General features: G+C 65.2%; 16 protein-coding genes. 7 read left to right on the top strand and 9 right to left on the bottom strand.

Translation table 11 applies throughout. The annotated features are described in order from the left end of the window. Positions 1-1,428 carry a cysteine--tRNA ligase gene (cysS, locus tag AADI75_RS00870; protein ID WP_341207173.1) on the bottom strand — a complete coding sequence of 476 codons (1,428 nt, stop codon included), beginning with the start codon at positions 1,426-1,428 and terminating at the stop codon, positions 1-3. Positions 1,429-1,546: 118 nt separating this feature from the next. On the opposite strand from cysS, the gene AADI75_RS00865 reads away from it, so the two are divergent. The 3 genes from AADI75_RS00865 (at position 1,547) to AADI75_RS00855 (ending at position 3,346) form a co-directional block, all read left to right on the top strand. Further along, the gene (locus AADI75_RS00865; protein ID WP_341207172.1) at positions 1,547-2,374 is read left to right on the top strand and encodes a carbon-nitrogen hydrolase family protein; all 828 of its coding nucleotides are present in this window, start codon (positions 1,547-1,549) and stop codon (positions 2,372-2,374) included. Positions 2,375-2,481: 107 nt separating this feature from the next. After that, positions 2,482-2,688 carry a 30S ribosomal protein S21 gene (gene rpsU / locus AADI75_RS00860; RefSeq protein ID WP_007404630.1) on the top strand — a complete coding sequence of 69 codons (207 nt, stop codon included), beginning with the start codon at positions 2,482-2,484 and terminating at the stop codon, positions 2,686-2,688. A 103-nt stretch (positions 2,689-2,791) separates the two neighbouring features. Continuing rightward, positions 2,792-3,346 carry an FKBP-type peptidyl-prolyl cis-trans isomerase gene (locus AADI75_RS00855; RefSeq protein WP_341207171.1) on the top strand — a complete coding sequence of 185 codons (555 nt, stop codon included), beginning with the start codon at positions 2,792-2,794 and terminating at the stop codon, positions 3,344-3,346. A 304-nt stretch (positions 3,347-3,650) separates the two neighbouring features. Here the strand turns inward: AADI75_RS00855 and AADI75_RS00850 are convergent, their stop codons facing one another. The 3 genes from AADI75_RS00850 to AADI75_RS00840 all read right to left on the bottom strand — a co-directional run bounded on the left by AADI75_RS00850 (position 3,651) and on the right by AADI75_RS00840 (position 7,184). Then, positions 3,651-4,814 (bottom strand): cell wall hydrolase, encoded by a 1,164-nt coding sequence (locus AADI75_RS00850; RefSeq protein ID WP_341207170.1) that lies wholly within the window; start codon positions 4,812-4,814, stop codon positions 3,651-3,653. A gap of 97 nt (positions 4,815-4,911) precedes the next feature. After that, on the bottom strand, positions 4,912-5,832 hold the full coding sequence (cysK, locus tag AADI75_RS00845; RefSeq protein WP_341207169.1) for a cysteine synthase A: 921 nt from the start codon (positions 5,830-5,832) through the stop codon (positions 4,912-4,914). Further along, positions 5,829-7,184 carry an MFS transporter gene (locus AADI75_RS00840; protein ID WP_341207168.1) on the bottom strand — a complete coding sequence of 452 codons (1,356 nt, stop codon included), beginning with the start codon at positions 7,182-7,184 and terminating at the stop codon, positions 5,829-5,831. Before AADI75_RS00840 ends, cysK begins: the two co-directional genes overlap by 4 nt. Positions 7,185-7,297: 113 nt before the next feature. Here AADI75_RS00840 and pdhA point away from each other — a divergent pair, with 113 nt between their 5' ends. Continuing rightward, the gene (gene pdhA, locus AADI75_RS00835; RefSeq protein WP_028965811.1) at positions 7,298-8,356 is read left to right on the top strand and encodes a pyruvate dehydrogenase (acetyl-transferring) E1 component subunit alpha; all 1,059 of its coding nucleotides are present in this window, start codon (positions 7,298-7,300) and stop codon (positions 8,354-8,356) included. A gap of 1 nt (position 8,357) precedes the next feature. Next, positions 8,358-9,776 (top strand): pyruvate dehydrogenase complex E1 component subunit beta, encoded by a 1,419-nt coding sequence (locus AADI75_RS00830; RefSeq protein ID WP_341207167.1) that lies wholly within the window; start codon positions 8,358-8,360, stop codon positions 9,774-9,776. Positions 9,777-9,803: 27 nt separating this feature from the next. Here AADI75_RS00830 and AADI75_RS00825 read toward each other — a convergent pair whose 3' ends face one another. Genes AADI75_RS00825 through AADI75_RS00815 form a run of 3 tightly spaced genes read right to left on the bottom strand, consistent with a single transcriptional unit; the run spans position 9,804 to position 12,774 of the window. Next, complete coding sequence (locus AADI75_RS00825; RefSeq protein WP_341207166.1) at positions 9,804-10,469, bottom strand: pilus assembly protein; 666 nt, start codon at positions 10,467-10,469, stop codon at positions 9,804-9,806. Further along, positions 10,466-11,074, bottom strand: coding sequence for a TadE/TadG family type IV pilus assembly protein (locus AADI75_RS00820; RefSeq protein ID WP_341207165.1), 609 nt, complete (start codon positions 11,072-11,074; stop codon positions 10,466-10,468). Before AADI75_RS00820 ends, AADI75_RS00825 begins: the two co-directional genes overlap by 4 nt. Next, entirely contained in the window at positions 11,071-12,774 is a 1,704-nt protein-coding gene (locus AADI75_RS00815) for a TadE/TadG family type IV pilus assembly protein (protein WP_341207164.1), read from the bottom strand. Before AADI75_RS00815 ends, AADI75_RS00820 begins: the two co-directional genes overlap by 4 nt. A 53-nt stretch (positions 12,775-12,827) precedes the next feature. On the opposite strand from AADI75_RS00815, the gene AADI75_RS00810 reads away from it, so the two are divergent. Together AADI75_RS00810 and AADI75_RS00805 are read left to right on the top strand one after the other, a co-directional pair. Then, positions 12,828-13,511: a squalene/phytoene synthase family protein gene (locus AADI75_RS00810; protein ID WP_341207163.1), complete on the top strand. Its 684-nt coding sequence runs from the start codon at positions 12,828-12,830 to the stop codon at positions 13,509-13,511. Positions 13,512-13,575: 64 nt separating this feature from the next. Beyond that, positions 13,576-14,043 carry an EF-hand domain-containing protein gene (locus AADI75_RS00805; protein WP_341207162.1) on the top strand — a complete coding sequence of 156 codons (468 nt, stop codon included), beginning with the start codon at positions 13,576-13,578 and terminating at the stop codon, positions 14,041-14,043. A 54-nt stretch (positions 14,044-14,097) separates the two neighbouring features. On the opposite strand, the gene AADI75_RS00800 is transcribed toward AADI75_RS00805, so the two are convergent. Then, on the bottom strand, positions 14,098-15,588 hold the full coding sequence (locus tag AADI75_RS00800; protein WP_341207161.1) for an HWE histidine kinase domain-containing protein: 1,491 nt from the start codon (positions 15,586-15,588) through the stop codon (positions 14,098-14,100). A 62-nt stretch (positions 15,589-15,650) separates the two neighbouring features. Continuing rightward, positions 15,651-16,191, bottom strand: a 541-nt coding sequence (locus tag AADI75_RS00795; protein WP_341207160.1) for a Na+/H+ antiporter NhaA, incomplete at its 5' end; no start/stop codon positions are given.

Below are 16,191 nucleotides of genomic sequence, written 5' to 3'. Positions count from 1 at the left end.
TCAGCCCGGCAGCTTCCAGTCCCAGCCGAGCGGATCGCCGTCCATCACCTCGACGCCGCTGCCCGCAAGTTCGTCACGGATCGCGTCCGAGCGCGCGAAATCCTTGGCAGCGCGCGCTTCCTTGCGTTCGGCGAGGCGCGCTTCGATCGCCGCCTCGTCGATAGCGGCGCCCACCGGGCGCACGCGCAAGGCCGCACGATCGAGCTGCGCCAGATCGAGCCCCAGCACATCATCGAAGGTCGACAGCGTCGCGAGCCGATCGGCCGCGGACAGTTTCTTGTCGCCAAGCAGCGCATCCAGCACCGGCAGCGCACGCGGCGTCGCCAGATCGTCACTGATCGCGGCATCCAGTTGAGCGATATAATCGGCCGCGCGCGCGCCGCCAGTGGTGCTCCGGCTGCGCAAGCCTTCGACCGCATGGACCCAGCGCTTCAGCCGTACCTGCGCCGCAGCCAGATTCTCCCACGAGAATTCCAGCTCGCTGCGGTAATGCGCCTGCAGGCACATCAACCGGTAGGAGAGGGGATGGAAGCCCCGCTCGATCAATCGAGAAAGCGTGAGGAACTCGCCCGATGACTTGCTCATCTTTCCCGTACGATCGACGAGGAAATTGTTGTGCATCCAGAAGGTCGCGCCCGTGTCCGCGCAGTCGCAATGCGCCTGATTCTGCGCGATCTCGTTGGGATGATGAATCTCGCGATGGTCGATCCCCCCGGTGTGGATGTCGAACGCGGGCCCGAGATATTTCGCCGCCATCACCGAGCATTCGAGGTGCCAGCCGGGTGCGCCGCGGCCCCAGGGCGAGTCCCATTCCATCTGCCGCGTCTCACCGGGCGGTGTGGTGCGCCAGATCGCGAAATCTTGAGGGTGCCGCTTGCCCGCGACCGTCTCGATCCGCCCATGCGCGGCATCGTCGGCCGCCCCCGCCAGCCGACCGTAATCGGGCACGGTGGTGGTATCGAAATAAAGGCCATCGTCAAGCTGATAGCAGTGACGATCGGCGATCTTCTCGCCCCACGCGATCATCTCCGCGACGTGATTGGTGGCCAGCGGCATATGCGTCGGCGTGCGGATGTTCAGATCGGCAAGATTTTGCCTGAAGGCATCCGTATAATGCTTTGCGATCGCCCAGATATCGCGACCGCTCGTCCGCGCCGCCGCCTCCATCTTGTCATCGCCCGCATCGGCGTCGGACGTCAGATGCCCGACGTCGGTGATGTTGATGACATGGGTGAGCGGCCAACCCTTCGCCGCAATCGTCCGGCTCAACGTGTCGGTGAAGACATAGGCGCGCAGATTCCCGACATGCGCATAATGATAGACGGTCGGGCCGCACGAATAGATGCGGACGTTACCCGGATCGCGCGGGGCGAACGGTTCGAGCGTGCGCGAAAGGCTATTGTAGAGGATCAGGGGGACGCCGGTCATCCCGCGCTCTTAGTCCGCTGGCCCCGTCACGCCAACCGCCCGTGGACGTTGTGGCGTGCAACACTTGCGCGTGTGATGCGCTTGCTGTTCCGCATCGAGCAGCAACAAGGAGCCATGCGTGACGAAGATTGCCGTCGTTCAGACCACGACCGGGATCGATCCTTCCCGAAATGCCGGCGCACTGGTCGCGGCGATCGAGGAGGCGGGGGCTTCCGGTGCCGCAATGGTCTTCACGCCGGAAATGTCGGGACTGCTCGACCGCGATCGCGCCCGCGCTGCGGAAGCGATCATGCGCGAAGGCGACGACCGCGTCCTCGTCGCAGTGCGCGAGGCCGCGGCGCGGGCGGGTGTGTGGGTGCATCTCGGATCGCTGGCGCTGCGGCGCCCTGACGGGCGGCTCGCCAATCGCAGCTTCGTGATCGACGCGGTCGGCAACATCCGCGCCCGTTACGACAAGATGCATTTGTTCGATGTCGATCTGCCCACCGGCGAAAGCTGGCGCGAGTCGGCAAGTTATGCTGCGGGCGATCGTCCGGTGGTGGTCGGCACGCCGCTGGGCCGCATGGGCCTGTCCATCTGTTACGACATGCGCTTCCCTGACCTGTACCGCGCCCTGACCGATGCCGGCGCGCAGATCCTGTCGGTGCCGGCCAGCTTCACGCGGCCGACGGGGGCGGCGCATTGGCACATCCTCCTGCGTGCTCGCGCGATCGAGGCGGGAGTTCATCTCGTCGCCGCCGCGCAGACCGGCGTGCATGAGGACGGTCGCGCCACCTATGGTCATTCGCTGGTCGTCGATCCGTGGGGCGAGGTGCTGCTTGATATGGGTGAGGCACCCGGGATCGGCTATGCCGAGGTCGACGCCACGCGCGTACAGGATGTGCGCAGCCGGGTGCCCGCGGTGCAGCATCGCCGCGTGGTCACCGCGCCAATCGTGATCGCGTGAGGGAGTGAACGCTTGCGGGGCTGGGCGCTTGCTGCTAGGGCCGGTGTGTTCGGCGCGAGCCTCGCTCGCCGCCGCATTACCTGTTTGATCCGGAGTTGAAGGTTCCAATGCAGATCATCGTTCGCGACAACAATGTTGACCAAGCCCTTCGCGCGCTCAAGAAGAAGCTGCAGCGTGAAGGCGTGTATCGCGAAATGAAGCTGCGCCGCCACTACGAGAAGCCCTCGGAGAAGCGTGCGCGCGAGCGTGCGGCGGCAGTGCGTCGTGCGCGCAAGCTGGAGCGCAAGCGTGCGGAGCGTGACGGCGCGCGGTAAGACGCTGCGTCGGTCGCGGTGCCGCCTCGTGCAGCGCTGCGCCCACTCCGTTTTTGCCAGCGCGTCGCCGCGGCGGCGCGTGCTAGCCTGAGGTTGCCCGCCGATGTCGACTGTCACCGCCGTTCCGATCCCTCCCGTCCGGCGCGCCTATGTGCTGTGGTTGGTGGCGGGGTTGCTGATCGCCCTGGTGGCAGGCGTAGCGCTGGCGCGCGCCGGGAGCACCGGGGTCGTCACGACCCCCTCCGGGCTGCGCTATCAGGTATTGAAGGCGGGCGAGGTCAAGACGCCGTCGCCGACCGACACTGATGTCGCCCTCATCAATTATGAGGGGCGGCTGGTCGACGGCACCGTCTTCGACAAGTCGCAGCAGCCGACGCCATTGCCGGTCGCGGGGGTCGTTCCGGGTTTCTCCGAGGGCCTGAAGCTGATGCACAAGGGTGCCAAGTACCGGTTCTGGATCAAGCCGGAACTCGGCTACGGTGACCGCGCCAATGGTCCGATCCCTGCCAATTCGACGCTCGTCTTCGACGTCGAATTGCGCGACTTCCTTCCCGAAGCGACCGTGCGCCAGATGCAGATGCAGCAGAGCATGATGGGCGGAATGCCGGGAATGGGTGGCGCGGGCGGTCCTGCTGGAGCAGCGCCCGGCGGGCGTTGATACGGGTTCCCTCGGGAACAGATGAGGGCGGCCTGCGGGTCGCCTTTCTCGTTTGTGGACCGGACGACTGCTCTAGATGCGGCTGAAGCTCGATCGGGAGTGATGTCGATCGGGACGTTTGCGGAGCGTTAGATCGAGCTGCCGTAATATGATTCGTCATTGCGAGCGCAGCGAAGCAATCCAGGGCGTCCTGGTCCGGCACTGGATTGCTTCGCTGCGCTCGCAATGACGATAGTGGTGTCGTTCCCGACCCAAAGTTCTTCGAGCACCATCGCAGCACGTCTCTACGCGGGAAGGACCCCGCTCAGGACAGCTTGGTAGCCGCAGGATTCGGCGCTGCCACCGACTCTTCGCGGCGACGAACCCCCTCCAGCCCGCTCGGGCCGCGCAGCACCGGAGCGCCGGTTGGGGTCGCAACGGGCACCACCTGTCGCCGCATACACAGGCCCGGCCCCGTGTGCGGAAACTCGCGACAATTCCAAAGCTCGCGCTCCAGCCCGGCACCCTGATCGCGCAGATAGCTGAACGACATGCTCGCCATTTGCACCGGCGTCATCGCCGTTCCGGCCGGCAGCATCGCCTGGTCGGTCCAACCAAGAAATTTGCACTTAGCGCGCGTTCCGCAAGCGGCTTTGGCAAGTGCGGGATAATTCTCCGGTGAGCCATCGGGTAGCAGCGCCGTGAAGCTGTCGGGCTCACCCGGTACGGTGCTCGTCGCCACCTGTGCGGCGCTCGTGGTGCCCGGCATGGCGGCGGCGATCGCGACCGCGGCGTCGGCCAATGCCCCGCCAAGTCGATGGACCGGCGAGATGTCGGCCAACCCGGCGATCACCGGCTCGTCGCTAGAGACGCTGCGCCGGAACGCGGCGGGCGTGCCCCACCAGCCGGTCCAGCGGAAGAACAGATGCGTGTGCACCTCGGCGAGTTTGTCGAGGCTCGCGCTCCAATAGGGCACGACCCAGTCGGTATGGTAATGCGTGGCATAGCCGACTTTGGCGAACACCGCCCCGTTCAGCGCCTTCGTCGCCACTTGGCGCGCGCGCTCCCATGCCGGCTCGGAGGGATGCCGCACCAGCGCACCGTCGCAGGTGAAGGTGAACTGGCAGCCGGTCGCGCGCTCCTGCCCCTGAAAGACCACGCCGCATACCGTTTTCGGAAAAGCGGGATGGCGCAGCCGGTTGAGCACCACCTGCGCGACCGCCTGCTGCCCCGACGGATCGTCACCGGCCTCATACCAGGCCGCCGCGGCCAGGCAGTCGGTCGCCCGCGCGCGCTGCGTGTCGTCGCCTGCGAACAGGAACGGACGTGCCGCCGGGCGCGGGCCGCGCACGAACGGGATCGACGCATTGTAGACGCGCGCGTCCTCCGGAGTCAGATCCTGCAATTCGACCGGTTCCACGGTCGGCACCTCGGACGCGGCGACCACGCGCTGCGGGCGCTTCACCTTTGCCGCGACGGCGCGCGGCATGTCTGGTGCCCGCCGCGCGACCAACGCGGGCACCATGAGCGCCGACGCCGCGATCCCGCCGAGGATCGCGCGTAACCTCCAGCTCAGATCGGACAGATCAGTTCTCCGGCAGGAAGTCCGGCACCGACAGATAGCGCTCGCCGGTATCGTAGTTGAAGCCGAGCACGCGCACGTCGTCGGGCAGGTCCGGCAGTTTCTGGAGGATCGCGGCGAGCGTCGCGCCTGAGGAAATGCCGACCAGCAGCCCTTCCTCGCGCGCCGAGCGCCGCGCCATGTCCTTTGCGACGGCGGCATCGACCTCGATTACGCCGTCCAGCGCCTGCGTATGCAGGTTCGCGGGGATGAAGCCCGCGCCGATCCCCTGGATCGGGTGTGGCCCGGCCTGCCCGCCACCGATGACGGGCGACGCCTGCGGCTCGACCGCGAACACCTTCAGGTTGGGCCATTCCTTCTTGAGCACCTCGGTCACGCCGGTGATGTGCCCGCCGGTGCCGACTCCGGTGATGATGACGTCGATCGGCGAGTCGCGGAAATCGTTCAGGATTTCCTGCGCAGTGGTGCGAACGTGCACGTCGATGTTCGCCGGATTTTCAAATTGCTGCGGCATCCATGCGCCGGGGGTCTGCTCGACCAGCTCCAATGCGCGTTCGATCGCACCCTTCATGCCCTTTTCGCGCGGGGTCAGGTCGAACTCGGCACCATAGGCCAGCATGAGGCGGCGCCGCTCCAGGCTCATGCTCTCCGGCATCACGAGGACCAGCTTGTAGCCTTTGACCGCCGCAACCATCGCGAGGCCGATGCCGGTGTTGCCGCTGGTCGGTTCGATGATCGTGCCGCCGGGCTGGAGCGCGCCCGAGTCTTCCGCCGCCTCGATCATCGCCAGCGCGATGCGGTCCTTGATCGAGCCGCCCGGGTTTGCCCGCTCAGACTTGATCCACACTTCGGAGCCGGGAAACAGCTTGTTGATGCGGATGTGCGGCGTGTTGCCGATCGTCTCGAGGACGTTCTGGGCCTTCATGGCTGCGCTACTCCATGTTGTGGTTCGGTTTCGATCATGTCGGGCGGATCAAAGGTCCGCGCGCGGCGGAGTTCCGGGAACAGTCGCGACCACAGCAAGGTCACCGCAATCGCGCCGATGCCGCCGAATACCACCGCGCCGACCGGGCCGAGCAGCGAGGCCATCAGCCCGCTTTCGGCCTCGCCCAGCTCGTTCGACGCCGAGATGGTGAGTTGCGACACCGCGCTCACACGGCCGCGCATCGCGTCCGGGGTATGGAGCTGGATCAGCGAGGTGCGGACATAGACCGACACCATGTCCGCCCCGCCCGCGACGATCAGCGCGATCAGGCTGATGACGAAATCGACATGGATCGCGCCGCCCACGCCGACCTGCGTGACGCCGAGCAGATCGGTGACCTGCGTCGCGACGCCGAAGGTGAGGATCGCCAGCCCGAACACGACGACCGCGGCCAGCATCTTCACGCCGACGTTCGACTTCATCGGCCGAAACGAGAACCAGATGGCCGTTGTCCCGGCACCGATCCCCATGCCGGCGGCGAGGAAGCCGAGCCCGCTCGCCCCGACATGCAGAATATCGCGCGCATAGATCGGCAGCAGCGCAGTCGCTCCCGCCAGCAATACCGCAAAGAGGTCTAGTGTTATCGCGGCCAAAACCAGACGGTTACGCCGCACATAGGAGAAGCCGTCGAGGATACGCTGGATCGGCTGGCGGTCCTTCTGCGCAGCCGGCTGCGGCACCTTGCCGATCAGGAACATCGTGCCGAGCGCCAGTGCGAGAAGCGCCGAGATCACGCCATAAGCGACGTCGGGGTGGATCGCGTACAGCAGCCCGCCGATGCTCGGCCCCGCCACCGTGCCGAACTGCCACGCGATCGACGAAATCGCGATCGCCGTGGGCAGGCTTTCCTTCGGAACGAGATTCGGCGCCAGCGCCGAATAGGCCGGGCCGGAAAAGGCGCGCGCGATTCCGATCAGCACCGCCGCGCCGAACAGGAACGGCAATGAAAGATTACCCGACCACGTCAGCACCCCCAGCGTGGCGGCGTTGAAAACCAGCAGCGCGGTGGTTCCGCGCACGATCCAGCGTCGGTCGATACTGTCGGCGACCAGCCCGACGATCGGGGTCAGCAGGAACAGCGGAATGAACTGCACCAGCCCGATCATCCCGAGCATGAAGGCGGCTTGGCGAATGTCCATCGTCTCGCGCGCGATGCCGTACACCTGCCAGCCGATGATGATCGCCTGCGCGCTGACCGCGATCGTTCCCGCGAAACGCGACAGCCAATAGGCGCGAAAGTTGGCGATCCGCAGCGGATGCAGCGGTGCAGACGAGAGGATCGGCGCACTCATTGGCGTCGGCCTAGACCGCCCCCCAATCCCTTGCAAGCCGGTGGGGTTTGCAGTCTGTACCGTGCCGTGGCTATAGGCCGCTACGTCTTTCAAGAAACGAGGTAGTGTCCATCGTGGCAAAAGCCCCAGCAGCACGCAGCGAAGCACCGGCTGCCGACCCGCAGAAAACGAATCGCGAGCGTCCCGCCGAGCCGCGCCCCTATGAGGCGAGCAAGGACGAGCTCCTCAAATTCTACGAGGACATGCTGCTGATCCGTCGCTTCGAGGAGAAGGCCGGGCAGCTTTACGGCCTCGGCCTGATCGGCGGCTTCTGCCACCTGTATATCGGTCAGGAAGCGGTCGCGGTCGGGCTCCAGTCGGCGCTGACCGAGAAGGACTCGGTGATCACCGGCTATCGCGACCACGGCCACATGCTGTTGTGCGGGATTCCGCCCAAGGACGTCATGGCGGAGCTGACCGGGCGTCAGGCCGGCATCTCGAAGGGCAAGGGCGGCTCGATGCACATGTTCAGCGTCGAGCATAAATTCTACGGCGGCCACGGCATCGTCGGCGCGCAGGTGTCGCTGGGCGCGGGCCTCGCGTTCAGCCACAAGTACAATAACGACGGTGGCGTGTGTCTCGCCTATTTCGGTGACGGCGCCGCTAACCAGGGTCAGGTGTACGAGAGCTTCAACATGGCCGAGCTGTGGAAGCTCCCGATCATCTTCGTGATCGAGAACAACCAGTACGCGATGGGCACCAGCGTCAACCGCGCCTCGGCCGAGGATCAGCTGTATCGTCGCGGCGAGAGCTTCCGCATCCCCGGCATCCAGGTCGACGGCATGGACGTGCTGGCATCGCGCGGTGCGGCCGAGGAAGCGCTGGCATGGGTGCGCGCCGGCAAGGGGCCGATCATCCTCGAGATGAAGACCTATCGCTACCGCGGCCACTCGATGTCGGACCCTGCCAAATACCGGTCGCGCGACGAGGTGCAGGCGGTGCGCGACAAGTCCGACCCGATCGAACATGTCAAGAAGCTGCTGACCGAAGGCCACGGGGTCAAGGAAGAGGACTTCAAGGCGGTCGAGCAGCGTATCCGCAAGCAGGTCGCCGAATCGGCCGATTTCGCCGAAAGCACGCCGGAGCCGGATCCGGCCGAACTGTATACCGACGTTCTGGTGGAGAAGTACTGAGATGGCGATCGACATCAAGATGCCGGCGCTGTCGCCCACCATGGAGGAGGGCACGCTCGCCAAGTGGCTCGTCAAGGAAGGCGACACGGTGAAGTCCGGTGACATCATGGCCGAGATCGAAACCGACAAGGCGACGATGGAATTCGAGGCGGTCGATGAGGGCACCGTCGCGAAGATCCTCGTTGCCGAGGGGACGGACGGCGTGAAGGTCGGCACGGTCATCATGCAACTCGCCGGTGAGGGCGAGGAAGCCGGTGCCGCCACCAAGGACGACACGCCCAAGGCCGATGCGGCGGCGGACGAGAAGAAGGCCGACACGGTCGAGGACTCGGCGCATCCGGCGCAGGAAAAGGTCGATACCGGCGCGCGCCAGCTCTTCGAGGCGGCATCGCACAAGGCCGAGGTGACCGACCCGGCGATCCCGCAGGGCACCGAGATGGTGAAGGTCACCGTCCGCGAGGCACTTCGCGACGCGATGGCCGAAGAAATGCGCTCTGACGAGCGCGTATTCGTGATGGGCGAGGAAGTCGCGCAATATCAGGGCGCGTACAAGGTGACCCAGGGCTTGCTCGACGAGTTCGGCGACAAGCGCGTGATCGACACGCCGATCACCGAATATGGCTTTGCGGGCGTGGGCACGGGCGCGGCGATGGGCGGCCTGAAGCCGATCGTCGAGTTCATGACCTTCAACTTCGCGATGCAGGCGATCGACCACATCATCAACTCGGCCGCGAAGACCAACTACATGTCGGGCGGCCAGATGCGGTGCCCGATCGTGTTCCGCGGTCCGAACGGCGCAGCGAGCCGCGTCGGCGCGCAGCACTCGCAGAATTATGGCCCGTGGTACGCCTCGGTGCCGGGGCTGATCGTGATCGCGCCCTATGACGCGGCGGACGCAAAGGGGCTGCTAAAGGCGGCGATCCGCAGCCAGGACCCGGTGGTGTTCCTCGAGAACGAATTGCTCTACGGTCGCTCCTTCGAAATTCCGAAGCTGGACGACTGGGTGCTCCCGATCGGCAAGGCGCGGATCATGCGCGAGGGCAAGGACGTCACGATCGTCAGCTATTCGATCGGCGTCGGGCTCGCGCTCGAGGCCGCCGAAACGCTGGCAGGTGAGGGGATCGAGGCGGAGGTCGTCGACCTGCGCACGCTGCGCCCGCTCGACAAGCAGACCGTGCTCAAGTCGCTCGCCAAGACCAACCGGCTGGTGGTGGTTGAGGAGGGCTGGCCGACCTGCTCGATCGCGTCGGAAATCGCCGCGATCGCGATGGAGGAGGGGTTTGACGATCTCGACGCGCCGGTGCTGCGCGTCACCAACGAGGACGTACCGCTTCCCTATGCGGCCAATCTCGAGAAGCTGGCGCTGATCTCGAGCGACAAGATCGTCGCGACCGTGAAGAAGGTCTGCTACCGCGGCTGAGCTGCCGCCGCACCTTTTCGCTGCCGATCAGGTGGCGGAGAGGTGCGCGGCATCGCACAGCCGGCGCTGTGCGGCGGTCATGCTCGTCGTGTTGCTGAGTTCCTGTGCTGAGCGGTCGCGTACCGTGAAGGACTGAAGCGACGTCAATTCCTTGGGTGCCATGAAGCCCATGCCGACAATTGGCTTGTACGTGTAGCGCAACTCGGCAAAGATCAGTGCCGAATTGTCGACCGGCTTCACCTTGTTCGTCGCCGGCCCAATGCCGGCGGCGAGCGTGGCATCGGTCGCCCCGTCCCCTTCCAGGCCATAGGAGGACGCGACGTTCTTCGCACCGAAACAGCGTTGCCACGTGATCTTGTAGCCGGCCTGTGTGCCGGTCTGTCCGTTACTCTCCACGGTCGAGACGATCACGCGCCCCTGCTGCCCGAAATCGATCCCGCTGCCGGCGAACGCGACGCCGGTCATCACCTCGTCCACCTGCGCCTCGTCGATGCTGCCGCGATAGCGCGCGACATTGTCCGCGACCATCATCGCCAACTGGTTCAGCCGCAACGTCACCACCGCGAGATTGGCGACCTCGATCCCCGTCAGCGCGATCGGCAGCAGGAACAGCAGCGCCAGCGCGAACTCGATCATCGCCACGCCGGAACGATCGCGACGAAGCGCCCGCAGAATGACGAATGCGCGCGTCACGAGCATCGCACTCGGATTTGCTGATCGCCATAGGGCTGATTGCGGATCAACGTCCGCGCATCGACGATCGTATTACGCCCAAGGCCGATCGCGCGCGCCAGCGGAAACAACCGCGGTACTTTGACGAGAACGTCGTAATAGATCACGTCGTCGGCGGTGCCCATATCATCGCCCCCGCCGAAGGTGGCGTCATAGCGGCCGTTGTTGTTGCGATCCTCGTAGCAGTCGGTCGAATTGTACTGCCCGACCGGCGCGGTGTCGGCAACGATCCGCTCGCCTTTCCCGACCGAAGCGAAATTGGTGTAGCTGAGCGGCGTGACCGTCACCGCCGCTGGATCGTCGCGACTGCCCCTCGGCAGGATCGTGCGGACCTCGGCACGGATTGCCGCCGCCACCTGATCCTTGCTGACGCTGCCGACCGTCGCCCTGCGCGCCGCCCGCTCCATCGCGCCGTTGGTCAGCGCGCTGAGATAGACCTGATAGCCAAGGTCGAGCGCACCCATCACCAGCGTCAGGAACGGAAGCACGACAAGGCCGAACTCGACCAGTGTCGCCCCGTCCGATGCGAGAAGCAACGCGCGCAGGGGCCGGCGATGCGGGCTCACGACGACAGTCGCAGTCCGCCGATCGTCTGCGCGATCTTGGCGAAGGTTTTCCGCAGTGCGTCGGTGTCGCTGGCGATCGCCCAGTGGTCTCGGTCGGTCGCGCATTCCTTAAGTTCCTGCGACAGCCCCGAGGCGCCGAACCCGACGATCCAGATAATGAAACCTCGTTTCTTCATCTCATTACAGATGATCTGCGTTCGACGCAGGTGACTCGCGTTCATCTGCGCATTTTCAGCCGATGAAGCGGCTACAGGGCTGTCCGCCTGTACTTTGTACATCACGTTGTTCATGCCCCAAGCATCCGAACCATATTTACTGGTCGCCAGTTCTCCGTCGGTCATGAAGACGATATGTCTGGAAACCTGATATCCTCCCGGTGCCACCGCATCAGCGTTCGTTTCGCTAAAAATGCCCGCTGGTGCAAGAAAGCGCGCGCCCCAGATCAAGCCGATGTCGTGATAGGTGGCACCCGTGGCTGTCAATGAATTAACATAAGAGTTGAAAGTGGTAGAAGATTTAGACGTGGCATTGTAATCGTCGGTGTACTTCTTTAGCGGGCTCGCTTCAGCTGGACAGCTGGAGCTGGCGGCATAAAGTCGAAGTGAAGCCGTGTATTGATCAGGATAATAGAGATCGTGGTATAGTAAGGGGGATAGGGCGGGCTTCCAGCGGGTGCTGGCACTGTTCGGCTTGAGATCGATTTGCAGATCAAAAGCTCCGTTTGGAACCTCGAGCGGTGAGGAAGAGTCGATATTCTGCACGGTGGCGGCTTCGCGAATGCAACCATCCCACGAGAATGACGCAGGCGCACCGTCGTTCTGCCCGTTCGGACTTCCCTGCCAATAGGCCGGATTTGTGTACTGATCCTTTGTTTGAACCCACTGCTTTACATTAATGGACATATTGGTCCAATACCATTGGACATAGTCGCAGTTATAGGACGACCAACCTTGTGGGCAGCTTCTGGTTACATATTCGCCACGACGTGACGGATAATTGACGTTCTCATTTCCTGTTCCACCTGCGATGTACGATGGGTTCAGCTGATAGACGACGCGGCCGACGTTAACGTTTGAAGAATACGGAACAAAGCCGTAGCGGATGCGACCGGCTCCACTCGCCGCCCCCGGTCCGAGGGCGGCGTAGAAGTCCTTCACAGCCTGCTTCAAACCATCGAGCTTGGACGGGTTGCTGCTGTTGGGTACTCCGCCGGCAGGAGTTTCGCTCATCGACCCCGTCACGTCCAAAACGAACATCACATCCGTATTCGGGATGTTCAGCTCCGCCTGACACGTCGTGCTCACCGGAATCGATCTGAAGCCGAACATCCGCATCAGCGTCATCGGCATCGAGAGCGAGGCGCGGCCGACCACCACGCCGTTGGCGCCCTTGTCGTACACCGCCGTGACCTGCTCGGCCGCATAGGTGCCGGCGGGGAAGTTGAAACGGAAGAACTCGCTCGCCTTGGCCTTCTCAGCGTCGGTGAGTCGCGTAACGTTCGACATCGCCTTGCGTCCAGCGAGTGCGCCGGAATCGCACGCCTGTTGCAGCCGCGTATAGGCCATGTAGGTGCGACTCGCGTCGATTGCGCCGCCGACCATCGCCAGCAACGGAATGACCGCGAATGCCGCCATGATTGCGACATTGCCGGCCGCATCGCGCAACAGTCGGGACAGGACACGCGGAAGGATGAACGGCACGCGCAGTTTCTCGTTACGAACAGTCGGCGAAGGCAGGGAGCCATGCAGCAGGAATGGGTAAGGGCACCTCAATCGAGATGGTTAATTCGAACTTTACCGACCCGGAACGACGGTTGGCGATGACCTATGCCGCCTCGGCACACCGTCCCGCGCTCGACGCCTTGTGGTCGCTCGACGACAAGCTCGCGGGCATCCTGCGCGCCACGCGGGAGCCGATCGTCGGGCAGATGCGGCTGACCTGGTGGCACGACGCGTTGACGTCGCTCGACGACGCCGCGCCGCCCGCCGAGCCGGTACTTCAGGCGCTGGCGCGCGACGTCGTCCCGCACGTCTCCGGGCGCGATCTTGCCGATCTCGTCGAGGGGTGGGAGGCGCTGCTGGAGCCGACGCTCGACGCCTCCGCGATGCAGGCGCACGCCACGCACCGCGGGGGCGGGTTGTTCACGGCGATGGCGGCGATCGTCGGCGTCGACGATCCGGCGATCGCCACCGCGGGCGCCGGCTGGGCGCTCGTCGATCTCGCCGGGCACCTGGAGGTGCCGGCACAGGCGGACCTCGCCCGGACGATGGCGCGCGCCACGATCGCGGGGATTGCGGGGTTCCGCTGGCCGGTCGCCGCACGCACGATCGGCGCGACCGCGCGATCGGCGTCGCTCGACCTGGAACCCAGCCCGAAGCTGCGCGGACACCCGGCCCGCGCGGCGCGATTGTTGTGGCTTCGGGTCACCGGACACTGACCACCATCTTGCGCGGCCTGTCGCCGACGCTAGCGTGCCGGCAATCGAGGCGGGGGCATGCGACATGTGGCGATATCTGGTCGGAGGCGTGGCGGCACTGTTGCTGGTCGGGGCAGGGTGGTTGATCTTCAACGGCGAAGCGCATCCCGACGCGCCGCTGAACGCCGTCGGCGTCGCGCAATCCGGAGGCGCGTCGCCACAGACGGATACCGACGTCGCGTCGCTCCCCGAAGCACCGGCACGCAGCCGTGAGCAGAAGCGCTTCGGCCGCTACGACAAGGATCGCGACGGTCGCATCACCCGTGACGAATATCTCGTTCCGCGTCGTAAGGCATTCGCCAAACTCGACTCCAATGGCGACGGCCGCCTCAGTTTCGACGAATGGGCGATCAAGACCACGACCCGGTTCGCCGACGCGGATCGCGATCGTTCCGGGGCGATGGACGCGGCGGAGTTCGCGACCACGGCGCCGAAGCGCAAAGCCCCACGGCCGACCTGCCGCTGCGAGGACACGCCCAAGCAGGAAGACTGATCGCGGCGCATCGCTCATCGGGCATGTCGGTGTGCCGCCACCCGACAGCAAGGCTCAGACCGGCGCCTCGATCTCGAACCGTGCGCCCTCCGGCGGATAGTGCATGGTGGGGGTGCCCGTGACCCGGCCCGACAGCACCCGCTCGATCATCCGCGTCCCGAACCCGACCCGCGTCGGCGGCACCACCGGCGGTCCGTCCCGCTCGACCCATGCAAAGCGGAACCGCCGGTGCGCCGCATCGCCCGCCAGCTCCCAACGGATCTGCACCGATCCTTCCGGCACCGACAGCGCGCCATATTTGATCGCGTTGGTCGTCAATTCGTGGAGCGCCATCGACAGCGCCAGCGTGATGTCTGGCGACAGCCGGATTGCCGGCCCCTCGATCGAAAACCGGCTGCCTCCGCGATCGATGAACGGTGCCAGCACGCGCTCGACGATCTCCCTGATCGCCGCACCTTCGACCTCGTCGCGCACCAGCAATTCGTGCGCGGTGCCCAGGCTCGCGATTCGCCCCGCCACCGCGGTGCGGCCCTCCGCCAGTGAGGTGGCGTCGCGCAGCGTCTGGCTGACGACCGCACCAACCGTCGCCAACGTATTCTTGACGCGATGGGTCAGCTCGCGCGCCAGCACCATCCGGTGCTCCTCCGCGAATTTGCGGACCGAGATGTTCGAGGAAAAGCCCGACAGCGCCAGCGGTGTCCCATCCGCGCGGCGTTGCAACGCACCCTGCACGTGGATCCAGCGCTGCTCGCCGGCGGGTGTCAGCACGCGATACTCGATATCGTAGGGCGCGCCGTTCTCCATTGTGTCGGCCAACGCCACCTGGACACGACGATAATCCTCGGGATGCAGGCTCCGCTCGAAGTCGGCGTAGGTGAAATCCTCGTTCGGGTCGCGCCCGAAATTGGCGAGGCATGCGTCCGACACCGTGACCGTCAGGTCGGGGAGCGCGACCGACCATGTTCCCAGCCCGCCGGCCTTCAACGCCAGCGTAAGCCGCGCCTCACGCTCGGCCAGTGCGGTCTCACGCCGCGCGACTTCCGCCGTCAGCGCATCACGGTCGTCCTGCAACTGCCGCAGGCGATACCGCTCGATCGTCACGTCCAGTTGCGTCGCGACAAAATAGAGCAGGGCGCCATCCGCCGAAAACACCGGCGCCACCATCAACCGGTTCCAGAACGGCGTGCCGTCGCGGCGATGGTTCAACAGATCGATGTCGATCCGCTCGCGCCGCGCGATCGCCTCACGAAGCCGCTGAATGTCAGTCGCTTCGGTCAGCGGCCCTTGCATGAAGCGGCAATTGCGCCCCAACACCTCGGCGGCGGAAAAGCCGGTAAGTGCTTCGAACGCCTGATTGACGAAAACGAGCGGATTGTCGGGAAGGCGCGGATCACTGACCACCATCGGCGTGATCGAATGCGTCACCGCGGCGAGGAAAGGATCGCTTGGGTCAAGCGAGCGCGCGAACGCCGCCACCGCCGCGCCGATCTCTGGCGGCGCGATGAAGGGGGCGACAGGGGAGGGCGCAAGCGGGGATCGATCCAAGATGTACCCAACCTAAATCAGTAAGGCGTCCAGCACAATGTCACGTCGGGCCGCGGCGCGTTTTATTCCGTTGCTGACGCCACTTGATCGGTCCCGCCCGTCGTCGGCGCCGCGCTCCATAGCGTCGCATAACCGAACAGCCCGGCGATCAGCGACGCGCTCAGGATCGCCAACGCCGCGATCTCTGTGCCGGTCGAGCCTGCGAACGCCAGCTCGGCGATGAAGAGCGAAATCGTGAAGCCGATGCCCGCGACCGCACCGATCCCCACGATCATCCGCCAGGTCACGCCCTCAGGAAGCCGCGCTGCGCCGATCGCCACCGCAGCCCATGTCGCCGCGAAAAAGCCCACCGGCTTGCCGATCACCAGTCCGGCGACGATCCCCAACGCCAGCGGCGATCGCAGCGCCTCGCCGATCAGCTCGACCGACAGATGGATGCGCACGTTCGATAGAGCGAACAGCGGCAGCACCAGATATGACACCCACGGCGTCAAAATGCGAACCAGCCGCTCGGCGGGTTCGTCGGTCGCCGCCGCCATCTCGTGGATATAGCCGAGCTGGCTTTGTGCCTCGTCGCGCCCACGCTCGGCAGCCGCCTCGTCG

It is taken from the genome of uncultured Sphingomonas sp., from assembly GCF_964021865.1.
Classification (GTDB): Bacteria; Pseudomonadota; Alphaproteobacteria; order Sphingomonadales; family Sphingomonadaceae; genus Sphingomonas.
This window is presented reverse-complemented; position numbering and strand designations above follow the sequence as displayed.

Excerpts from the sequence above, each read along its gene's own strand:
- cysS (WP_341207173.1), bottom strand. The coding sequence starts at position 1,428 with ATGACCGGCGTCCCCCTGATCCTCTACAATAGCCTTTCGCGCACGCTC.
- rpsU (WP_007404630.1), top strand. The coding sequence starts at position 2,482 with ATGCAGATCATCGTTCGCGACAACAATGTTGACCAAGCCCTTCGCGCG.
- AADI75_RS00855 (WP_341207171.1), top strand. The coding sequence starts at position 2,792 with ATGTCGACTGTCACCGCCGTTCCGATCCCTCCCGTCCGGCGCGCCTAT.
- AADI75_RS00850 (WP_341207170.1), bottom strand. The coding sequence starts at position 4,814 with ATGCCGCGCGCCGTCGCGGCAAAGGTGAAGCGCCCGCAGCGCGTGGTC.
- cysK (WP_341207169.1), bottom strand. The coding sequence starts at position 5,832 with ATGAAGGCCCAGAACGTCCTCGAGACGATCGGCAACACGCCGCACATC.
- AADI75_RS00840 (WP_341207168.1), bottom strand. The coding sequence starts at position 7,184 with ATGAGTGCGCCGATCCTCTCGTCTGCACCGCTGCATCCGCTGCGGATC.
- AADI75_RS00830 (WP_341207167.1), top strand. The coding sequence starts at position 8,358 with ATGGCGATCGACATCAAGATGCCGGCGCTGTCGCCCACCATGGAGGAG.
- AADI75_RS00810 (WP_341207163.1), top strand. The coding sequence starts at position 12,828 with ATGGGTAAGGGCACCTCAATCGAGATGGTTAATTCGAACTTTACCGAC.
- AADI75_RS00805 (WP_341207162.1), top strand. The coding sequence starts at position 13,576 with ATGTGGCGATATCTGGTCGGAGGCGTGGCGGCACTGTTGCTGGTCGGG.